Source organism: Rhizobium flavescens (assembly GCF_011319365.1).
On the sequence record NZ_WXZP01000010.1, the window covers coordinates 1 to 7175 of the forward strand.

The window sequence follows — 7175 nt, forward strand, 5'->3', positions numbered from 1 at the left end:
TGGAAGACCTGACCCTCTATATCGGCAACAAGAACTATTCCTCCTGGTCGATGCGACCCTGGATTGCGCTCACCGCCGCCGGCATTCCCTTCCGGGAGGAACTGATCCCTTTCGATTTCCCGGCCGGCAATCCCGCCATCCGCGCCGTTTCGCCGAGCGGCCGCGTACCGCTGCTGGTTCATGACGGCCTGAAGATCTGGGAATCACTGGCGATCATCGAATATGTCGCCGAGCTTTATCCCGATGCCGGCCTGTGGCCGAAGGCGCGCGTGGATCGGGCGCTCGCCCGCGTGCTGTCGACGGAGATGCTCGGCGGCTTCCGCGCCATCCGCAATGCCTGCCCGATGAACATCCGCCGCCCGAAGCGCGCCATCGAACTGCCCGACGGCGTCATGGACGACGTCGCCCGCATCGAATCGCTGTGGCGCGAGCGGCTGGCGGCCTCGGGTGGCCCGTTCCTGTTCGGCGCGTTTTCGGCCGCCGACGCCATGTTCGCCCCGGTCGTCAACCGCTTCGAAACCTATGAACTGACCCGCGACCAGACCGTGCTCGCCTATATGGCGGCGGTGAAGGCGCATCCGGCCTGGAAGGCCTGGGAAACGGCGGCCCTGGCAGAGCCCTGGATTGTGCCGGAAGATGAAGCCTGAGCCGTAACCGACTCTACAGCCTTAAAAATCAGGCATTCGAGGGCGAAAAAATTGCCATAGGGACTGGTCAACCGCGGGCGAGGCATGTATAAGCCCGGCCAATTCCCGATATCGAACGCGGTTTGCCGCCGGGTATCCGGCTGGAAAATCACGTTTCGTCCCGTCAAGTGGAGTAAGAGAAATGGCTGTACCGAAAAGAAAAACAAGCCCGTCCAAGCGCGGTATGCGCCGCTCGGCTGACGGTCTGAAGGCTCCGACCTACATCGAAGACAAGAACTCCGGCGAACTGCGCCGTCCGCACCACATCGACCTGAAGACCGGCATGTACCGCGGTCGCCAGGTTCTGACGCCGAAGGCTTCTGCCTAAGCGTCTCGCGGAACCGCGATGAGCCGGATGCCGGCTCGCCCGGATAGGATCGAACCCTCGGCGAAAGCCGGGGGTTTTTCGTTTCGGGAGTGTTTGCCGCCAATGCCATTCGCAAACGGCAATGCTATCGGATGTAGCCTTGCCCCTTACGAAAAATTCCAGCATTTCGCCGGCTCAATCAGAACCTCATGCCGGGAATGGCCAGCGGATTGTCTTCCATGGCCTGGCGATCCGGCCGATCGATGCGCGGCGTGCCGGTGAAAGCGTCGAACAGGTCGCGGACGAAGTCTTCCGGCAATCCCTTGGTGATCAGCACCATGCGCGTGCGCCGGTCGCCATCGTCCGGCCAGGCCGGCAGGCGCACCGGCGGGTGGAAGACGGACTGGACGCCATGCAGCACCAGTGGCTGTTCGGGCCGGTCTGCCGTCGCCACGATCGCCTTCATCCGCAACAGCTTTTCGCCATGGGCGGAGCGCAGCAGGTCGACGAACATCTCCAGCGCCATCGGCTCGATCGGCTTGTCATGGATGATCGAGAAGGAGCGGATATCGCCGCCATGACGGGTCACGTCATGATGGTGATGACCGTGATGGTGATGCGCATGATCGTGGTCGTGGTGATGATCATGGTGATGCCCGTCGTGGTGATGCCCGTCGTGGTGATGATTGTCCGCCGCCGCTTCCTCGCCCAGCCATCGCCCGACATCGGCGATCTTGGAGGAAACATCGTAGAGCCCATTGGCGAGCAGGGCCGCCTGGCCGGCCGCCTCGCTGTCACCATCGACGAAAGGCGCGCGCGGATTGAGCTGGCGCAACGCCGCCTTCAACGCCGCGATGGCCTCCGGCGTCGCGAGCGTCATCTTCGACAGCACCAGCCGGTCGGCGACCGCCGCCTGCTTGCGCGCCTCGACATGGTGGTCGAGCGTCGTCAGACCGTTGACGGCATCGACCACGGTGAGGAGACCGTCGAGGATGAAATCTTGCGCCAGCACCGGATTGCCGAGCACCGACTGCATCACCGGGGCCGGATCGGCGAGCCCCGTGGTTTCGATGACGATGCGCTTCAGCGGCTTGATGCGGCCGGTTTGCATACGGTCGACCAGCGTCGCCAGCGTATCGACAAGTTCGCCGCGCACCGTGCAGCACAGGCAACCGTCCGACAGTTCGATGATCGAATCGTCCGACGTTTCGACCAGCAGATGATCGATGCCGACTTCGCCGAACTCGTTGATGATGACGGCGACGTCGCTGATCTCCGGATCCTTAAGGATCCGGTTGAGCAATGTCGATTTCCCCGCCCCGAGAAAACCGGTGACGATGGAAACCGCGATACGGTCGCTGAGCGCGCTCATCGCAAACCTCAGAACGTCGCCGGACGCGGGATCGGGATCGGCACATTGGCGAGCTGGCCGCCGGCGGCGGCCGCCGTCGCCTTCGGCGCGGGCTCGCTGCCGGGAATGAGGCCGGCGAAGACATAGTTCGGCTCGCGCGTCATCTCGCGGATATAGGCCGAATGCATCTTCATGCGGCCCACCTCGTCACGGCCCTCGCTGCGCACCTTGGCGCTCTTGGCATTGCAGATATCGGCGCTGATATCGGCGACGGTGTCGCGGTCGACGCCGTAGGGCTGCAGGGTGCGCAGGGTGGTGTTGCCGTTGCCCGGCGTCGTCAACGCCTTCTGCAGCAGGTCCGCCGACATGTCGGCGCGGGCGCCCAGGCTGTCGGTGCCGAGCACGACCGAGACCACCGTGCGGCCGTCGCGCGTCGCCGAGGACACCTGGTTGAAGCCCGAAGCGCAGATGAAACCGGTTTTCATGCCGTCGGCGCCGTCGAAGCGGCCGATCAGCAGGTTGTAGTTCGGATAGTTCTTCTTGCCGGTGGTAAAACCCTCGACCGCGAAGTAATTGGCATATTCGGGAAATTCCCGCTTGATCGCCACGGCGAGCACCGCCAGATCGCGCGCCGTCGTATACTGGCCCTTGCCGGGCAGGCCGTTGGGATTGATGAAATGGCTGGAGATCATGCCGAGCCTAGCGGCCTGGTCGTTCATGCGCGCCACGAAGGCATCCTGCGAGCCGCCGACCGTCTCGGCGATGGCCACCGCGATGTCATTGGCCGATTTGATCAGCATCATCTTCAGCGCGCTGTCCAGCGTCATCTGCTGGCCGGGCTTGTAATACATCTTGCTGGCCGGCTGGGAAGCCGCGTGCTTGCTCATGGTCACCGGGCTTTCCAGGCTGAGCTGGCCTGCGCGGATGGCGCTGAAGGTGACATAGGCGGTCATCAGCTTGGTGAGCGAAGCGGGATACCAGCGGTGGAAGGCATCTTCGTGATCGATCACGCGGCCGCTCTGCACGTCGACGACGATGCGCGGATTGGCGAAAACGGGCTGTGCAGCCGCAAGCGCCGTCGCCGCAATCGCGGTGAACAGACGCAAGGCAAGCTTGGGGGCAGTCTTCGTTGGCACGGCAGTTCCTCGAATTGTCCGGAATGGTCTCGTCACTTGGCGTTATTTATCCTATATGGCTAAGCCATGGCAAAGGCCATGGCAGACGTCAATCTTTGCGCCTTTTGCATGACGCCAAGCCCGCTTGGCCGCCGAATCACTCGATTTGCGACAGGAACACACCATGCCCATTCTCAACCGCGCCGCCGATCTCCAGGACGAAGTCACCGGCTGGCGACGCCATCTGCACGAGCGGCCGGAACTGCTGTTCGACGTCGACAACACCGCCGCCTTCGTTGCCGAAAAGCTGCGGGAATTCGGCGTCGACGAGGTTGTGACCGGGCTCGGCCGCACCGGGGTCGTCGGCCTGATCCGCGGCAAGGGCGAAGGCCGCACCATCGGCCTGCGCGCCGACATGGATGCCCTGCCGCTCACCGAAATCTCCGGAAAGCTCTGGGCCTCGACCACCCCCGGCAAGATGCATGCCTGCGGCCATGACGGCCACACCGCCATGCTGCTGGGCGCCGCCAAATATTTCGCCGAGACCCGCAATTTCACCGGCAATGTCGCCGTGATCTTCCAGCCGGCCGAGGAAGGCGGCGGCGGTGGCCGCCTGATGGTCGAGGACGGCATGATGGAGCGTTTCGGCATCGCCGAGGTCTACGGCATGCACAACATGCCAGGCCTCCCCGTCGGCCATTTCGCCATCCGCAAGGGCCCGATCATGGCCTCGACCGACGAATTCACCATCACCGTCAAAGGCCGCGGCGGCCATGCGGCCCAGCCGCACCGCACCATCGATCCCATTGTCATCGGCGCGCAGGTGGTCACCAACCTGCAGCAGATCGCCTCGCGCACCGCCGATCCTTTGCGCTCGGTGGTGGTCACCGTCACCAAGTTCAATGCCGGCTTCGCCTATAACGTCATCCCCAACGATGCCGTCATCTGCGGCACGGTGCGCACGCTGATGCCGGAGGATCGGGACATGGCCGAAGCGCGCATCCGCCAGGTGGTCGAAGGCATTTGCGCCGCCCACGGCGCCGAGGGCACGGTCGGCTATCACCGCAACTATCCGGTCACCTTCAACCATGCCAGCGAAACCGATTTCGCCGCTGACAGCGCCCGCGCCATTGCCGGCGCCGACCATGTCGATGCCGAGGTCGATCCGATGATGGGTGGCGAGGATTTTTCCTATATGCTCAACGCCCGCCCCGGCGCCTTCATCTTCGTCGGCAACGGCGACACGGCTGGACTGCACAACCCCGCCTATGATTTCAACGACGACGTCATCGCGCACGGCATTTCCTACTGGGTGCACCTCGCCGAAAGTCGCCTCGCCGCCTGAAACGGCGTGGCAAGCCCGGCGGCAACTCCGCCGGGCTTGCCGAAAGCGTCACGCGCCGCCCGCCGTCCGGCAGACGCGGACCTTCTGGATATAGAGCCGGCCGCTGTAATCATATTTGCGGTGCATTTTCACGACGCAATCCGGCAGTGCCTGCTGCGCCGTTGCCTGGCTGCCCGGACCGCGCGCCACGACATTGGCTGCGGCCGTCAGCAGAAGGGTGAGGACGAGGGCGGAAAGGACGATATGGCTACGCATCGGCGGGCTCCGAAAGGGGCGAAAAGCCCCGTTGACGGTTCCAATCTGCCATGCGGCGCAGCGATCCTCTGTTTCCCGCGGAACAGGCTTGCCCGCCCCTTGCAGCCCGCAATAAGGGTTTGCGAAAACGCCCGCTTTCAGTCTATAGAAGGGCAGCGACAGAATCGCTGACAATGTCCACGTAGCTCAGCAGGATAGAGCACAGGATTCCTAAAATTGGGCGTCATGGACGGAAACGCCATGGCGGATCTGCTCAAAGTCGGGGAACGCTTCGCTGGTCTTCCAGCATGCCGATCCCGAGCCAAGCTTCGGAGAAATCCGTCGAAGGTGTAGAGACTGGACGGGCAGCGCCTAAAGACCTCAGAGTCCATGGCGAAGGGACAGTCCAGACCACGAATGCTGCGGCAGCGGCGAAAGCCGAAGTGGTATGAATCCTGGGGTCGGAGGTTCGAATCCTCTCGTGGACGCCATTTTTCCTGCTTGTCATTGCTTTCTTTTACTTTTTTGAATTTTCCGCACACGAAACAATGAAGATCGTTTGGGACGAACCGGGCGCCTCGACGCCGAGACGGTCGAGCGTTTCAAACGAGCCGGCGGCTCGGCCTGGCGTTCACTGATGGCATCGGCCATCGAAAAAGCCAGACCTTAAAGCGCAGTTATGTTGGGCCGCCACCCTTGCGGATATGAAACCGGTGCCCGTCTTCCATCTTCTGCGTTTCCAGAAGTCTGTGGCCGTCCTCGTTGCACATGTGGGTGATATCGATGACGGCGAGCGGGTCGGTGGTGGTGACGATCAGCTCTTCGCCGGGGGCAAGGCGCAGCAGACGGCGGCGGGCCTTGAGGACCGGCAGGGGACATTTGAGCCCCCTGAGATCGTAAAGCGCCGCCACTTGATTACCAGAACTTCCAGAACGGCTTTTTCGCGTCATCGGTCGCGGCGACGGTAGGCCCTTCGGCCGGGGCCGCGACTTCGGCGGTCGGCTTGACCGGATTGGGCTTCGGCACTGGAATGGATGCGGTCTTTTCCAGCTTTTCGGCGGCGACGGCGGTTGCGGCGGCCGTCTGGCGGCTGATCGCCGCGGCGGCGGTGCGCGCCTCGTTTTCCTTCAGCCGTTCCTGGTAGTCGGAAAGCTTCATCAGCTTGCCGGCTTCGAGCGCCGAGCCGGTCGGCGCATAGGCAAGCTCGCGGCCCTTGCGCTGCTTGGCGACCAGCGCCTTGCGTTCGGCTTCGCTCGGATCGTACCAGACCATGCCGTCGAACTTGCGCATCGCCTTTTCATAGGCGACGTCATAGGTGCGGTTGTAGGCCGAGAGCGCCGCCTGCAAGGCCGGCGGCGTCGACATGGCCGGGCAGGCGCCGATCGGATTGAAAGCGCCGTTCGACTGCTGGTTGAAGACATATCTCTTCTCGCAGACATTGACGTCGGGGGGCCGTTTGGTCACTTCGAAATTGTCGTAGCCGACCTTGAGCATCTTCCAGAAGTCGATGTTCTCGCTATGGGCGTGGCGAGCCATGTTTTCCGCGGTCATGCGGAAGGGGAAGGCCTGCAACTGCACGGTCTTCTGGCCGCCCTTGAAGGCGTCGCGCGCAAAAGCGTAGATTTCCAGCACCTGCTCATCGGTCATCGAATAGCAGCCCGAGGAGGAACAGGCGCCATGAATCATCAGATTGGTGCCGTAGCGCTTGTTGGCAGCGTCATACTTGTTGGGGAAGCCGGTATTGATCGCCAGGTAATATTTGGAATTCGGGTTCAGATGCGCCGGCGTCAGGTTGTAGAACCCTTCCGGCGCCTGCCGGTCGCCTTCCTTGACCTTCGGGCCGAGACGGCCGGACCAGGCGCAGATCTTGTATTCCGTCAGTTTTTCGAAGCGATTGTCGGTTCGCGCCTTCCAGACCTCGAGCACGCCTTCTTCCTTGAAGATGCGCAGTACGATCGGCGAGAACTGGTCCATGCTCTTGGAGCGCATCTTCGCCAGCATCGGCTGCGAAAGCGGCTCGGTCACCTTGTTCTTGACTTTAGACAGATCGACGGTCGAAACGGATTCGAGCGTTTCGTTGCAGCCGGCCAGGGCAGCAGCCATCAGGGAAAGGAGCGCGAGGTTTCTCAGGCGCATT

At 62.8% G+C, this 7175-nt stretch carries 8 protein-coding genes and 1 tRNA gene; 4 read left to right on the forward strand and 5 right to left on the reverse strand.

Going from position 1 to position 7175, the window contains the following annotated elements; genetic code table 11:
• The first annotated feature begins 8 nt into the window (after window positions 1-8).
• On the forward strand, window positions 9-647 hold the full coding sequence (locus GTU70_RS00915; protein ID WP_166096894.1) for a glutathione S-transferase family protein: 639 nt from the start codon (window positions 9-11) through the stop codon (window positions 645-647).
• Between the two features lie 181 nt (window positions 648-828).
• A complete protein-coding gene (rpmF, locus tag GTU70_RS00920; RefSeq protein WP_109459508.1) occupies window positions 829-1014 on the forward strand; it encodes a 50S ribosomal protein L32 in 186 nt (61 codons plus the stop codon).
• Between the two features lie 178 nt (window positions 1015-1192).
• On the opposite strand, the gene GTU70_RS00925 is transcribed toward rpmF, so the two are convergent.
• Together GTU70_RS00925 and GTU70_RS00930 are read right to left on the reverse strand one after the other, a co-directional pair.
• Window positions 1193-2365 (reverse strand): CobW family GTP-binding protein, encoded by a 1173-nt coding sequence (locus GTU70_RS00925; RefSeq protein ID WP_166096884.1) that lies wholly within the window; start codon window positions 2363-2365, stop codon window positions 1193-1195.
• Window positions 2366-2373: 8 nt separating this feature from the next.
• Window positions 2374-3450, reverse strand: a complete 1077-nt coding sequence (locus GTU70_RS00930) for a D-alanyl-D-alanine carboxypeptidase family protein (protein ID WP_235914670.1) — start codon at window positions 3448-3450, stop codon at window positions 2374-2376.
• 193 nt (window positions 3451-3643) lie between these two features.
• Here GTU70_RS00930 and GTU70_RS00935 point away from each other — a divergent pair, with 193 nt between their 5' ends.
• A complete protein-coding gene (locus tag GTU70_RS00935; protein ID WP_166096887.1) occupies window positions 3644-4804 on the forward strand; it encodes a M20 aminoacylase family protein in 1161 nt (386 codons plus the stop codon).
• A gap of 48 nt (window positions 4805-4852) precedes the next feature.
• On the opposite strand, the gene GTU70_RS00940 is transcribed toward GTU70_RS00935, so the two are convergent.
• Window positions 4853-5059: a hypothetical protein gene (locus tag GTU70_RS00940; protein ID WP_166096889.1), complete on the reverse strand. Its 207-nt coding sequence runs from the start codon at window positions 5057-5059 to the stop codon at window positions 4853-4855.
• A gap of 401 nt (window positions 5060-5460) precedes the next feature.
• Here GTU70_RS00940 and GTU70_RS00945 point away from each other — a divergent pair.
• Window positions 5461-5529: transfer RNA gene (locus GTU70_RS00945), tRNA-Ser, on the forward strand.
• A gap of 186 nt (window positions 5530-5715) precedes the next feature.
• On the opposite strand, the gene GTU70_RS00950 is transcribed toward GTU70_RS00945, so the two are convergent.
• Together GTU70_RS00950 and GTU70_RS00955 are read right to left on the reverse strand one after the other, a co-directional pair.
• Complete coding sequence (locus GTU70_RS00950; protein WP_235914671.1) at window positions 5716-5949, reverse strand: sulfurtransferase TusA family protein; 234 nt, start codon at window positions 5947-5949, stop codon at window positions 5716-5718.
• Between the two features lie 4 nt (window positions 5950-5953).
• Window positions 5954-7174: a L,D-transpeptidase family protein gene (locus GTU70_RS00955; RefSeq protein WP_166096892.1), complete on the reverse strand. Its 1221-nt coding sequence runs from the start codon at window positions 7172-7174 to the stop codon at window positions 5954-5956.
• Window position 7175 lies beyond the last annotated feature (1 nt).